Source organism: Clostridium sp. D53t1_180928_C8 (assembly GCF_015667795.1).
Taxonomy (GTDB): Bacteria; Bacillota; Clostridia; order Clostridiales; family Clostridiaceae; genus Clostridium.
Genome location: NZ_JADPEL010000117.1, coordinates 1 through 1,976 on the forward strand (window position 1 = coordinate 1; position 1,976 = coordinate 1,976).

Genomic DNA, 1,976 nt, shown 5'->3' on the forward strand with positions numbered 1-1,976 from the left:
CTTTTGTAAACATCAATAATTTCTTTTGCTAAGTCTGTAAATGCCATTGAAGTCATTAAGTGATCTTGTCCATGTACCATTAATAATGATACTTCTGCTTTATTTCCTTGAGCTTCTTGAGTTAATAATCCTGTTTGAGAATGATGTGCTTTTACTAATGAAGCTTCTGCTTCAGAAACCTTACTATTAGCTAATTCAAAATCTCCAGCTTTTGCTGCTTGAATAGCTTCCATAGCATTACATTTAGCATCTCCTCCATACATGATTAATTCCATAATAACGTCTAAACTTATTTGTTCTCTCAAAATAAACACTCCTTTTAACGTAATCATCTTCTATCTATCTGTTTATTAATTTAAGAGCTTGCTCTAATACCTTTTCTCCATTCATCATGCCGTAATCTGTCATTTGTATAACATCTAATGCAATTCCTAATGGTTTAACTTTTCCTTCAAATTGTGTTTTCATAAAACGTACTTGTGGTCCTAAAAGTAATACATCTACTTTTTTACTCTCTAAATAATCATCTGCTTCTCCTGCTGAAACAGCAAATATATCTGTTTCCATCTCTTTAGCTTCAGCAGCTTTTTTCATTCTTTCTACCATTAAACTAGTGCTCATTCCAGCAGCACATACTAACATAATTGTTGTTTTCATTTTCTTCAATCCCTTCTTATTTAAATTCTTAATTAACGATTAATTGAACGAGCAATCATTGATATTGTGTGACGAACACCACGAATTGCCTTACTCATAGCAAATATATTTTCAAAGGGTGCAACTCCACCATAACCAGCATCACCTATATGTTGAATATCTACCCCGCAAATTTTATTACGTATTGCAATTTGTTTTATAGTATCTTCATCAGAACTTTCTTGACTAGTACCTATTGCAGTTAATACAAGAGCATCTTTTCTATGCGCTGCTTTAACAACTTCTTTTAATTCTGAATCATCAAACCCTGGTACTGTTCCAACTGCAGGAACTAAAATTATATCTGCACCTGCTTCAATAAATCTTTCTACTGCTTTTATATCAGCAACTGGTTCATTAACGCCAGCTCCATGCATTTTACCTGCAATTATTAAACCTGAGAAATTTTCTTTTGCTAAAGTAATTGTTTTTTCTATTTGTGAATTAGTAACTCCAGTTCCTGGGTTACCAGTAAAACAAACAAAGTCCATACCAAGTCTTTCAATTTCTTGAATAGTCTCAAGGGTAGCTTGTCTACCCTTGCTGATAGTGTAAAGATCTTCTGACATGTCTGCACTTAAATCTACTGGTTCTAGATTTACTCCAATTGGACGTCCTACTAAACGATGTAGCTCATCTACAAAAGAACCTTCCTTTACATCTAACCCAAAAATTTCTGGATTCAAAACATCTAAACAATTAAGTAAAATCAAATCTGCTCCAAAAGCTCTGGCAATCTCTGAATTTGTAATATCACCTATAAAGGATTCTCTAGGTGCAACATTTTCTGAAAGAATTGTTCTTCCTTCACTCGCCTTAATACTTTGTTTTAATTCAGCTGCATTCATTTCTAATATCTCTGAAGCATTTGAACTAATTAATCTTTTTCCCATAATACTCCTCCAAAAATTTTTTAAAATTAACTATCTATATTTATATCTCTATACTGATACTGCTTCTAATTCTAAATTTTTCTTTTCTACTGCTTGATAGAAGAACCAATAGATTGCTATGTCAACAACTATACACACTATTTGTAAAATAGAACCACTTATGCTACCTCCAGTTGTAAGGAACCCACTTAAGATTGGTGGCATTGTCCATGAAACTGCAATTCCTGTAGTAGTAGCAACTAAACCTGAGGCCATCGCCGAATAAGATATTATCGCATTAGCCATTGGGGCTAAAACAAATGGTATTAATAATGAGAAGTTCATTACTATTGGTAAACCAAACATAGCTGGTTCATTAATATTGAAAATACCTGGTGTTAATGTTAA

The 1,976-nt window shown here is 32.9% G+C and carries 3 protein-coding genes and 1 pseudogene; all 4 read right to left on the minus strand.

All coding sequences use genetic code 11. The annotated features are described in order from the left end of the window. Positions 1 to 275 (minus strand): PTS lactose/cellobiose transporter subunit IIA (locus I4V51_RS20735; RefSeq protein WP_347708682.1); only part of this gene is annotated, 275 nt, incomplete at its 3' end. A 64-nt stretch (positions 276 to 339) separates the two neighbouring features. After that, the gene (locus I4V51_RS20740; RefSeq protein ID WP_195990332.1) at positions 340 to 657 is read right to left on the minus strand and encodes a PTS sugar transporter subunit IIB; all 318 of its coding nucleotides are present in this window, start codon (positions 655 to 657) and stop codon (positions 340 to 342) included. 32 nt (positions 658 to 689) lie between these two features. Further along, positions 690 to 1,589: a haloacid dehalogenase-like hydrolase gene (locus I4V51_RS20745; RefSeq protein ID WP_195990333.1), complete on the minus strand. Its 900-nt coding sequence runs from the start codon at positions 1,587 to 1,589 to the stop codon at positions 690 to 692. Positions 1,590 to 1,637: 48 nt separating this feature from the next. Then, positions 1,638 to 1,976 (minus strand): annotated as a pseudogene (locus I4V51_RS20750) (PTS sugar transporter subunit IIC); the annotation flags it as partial.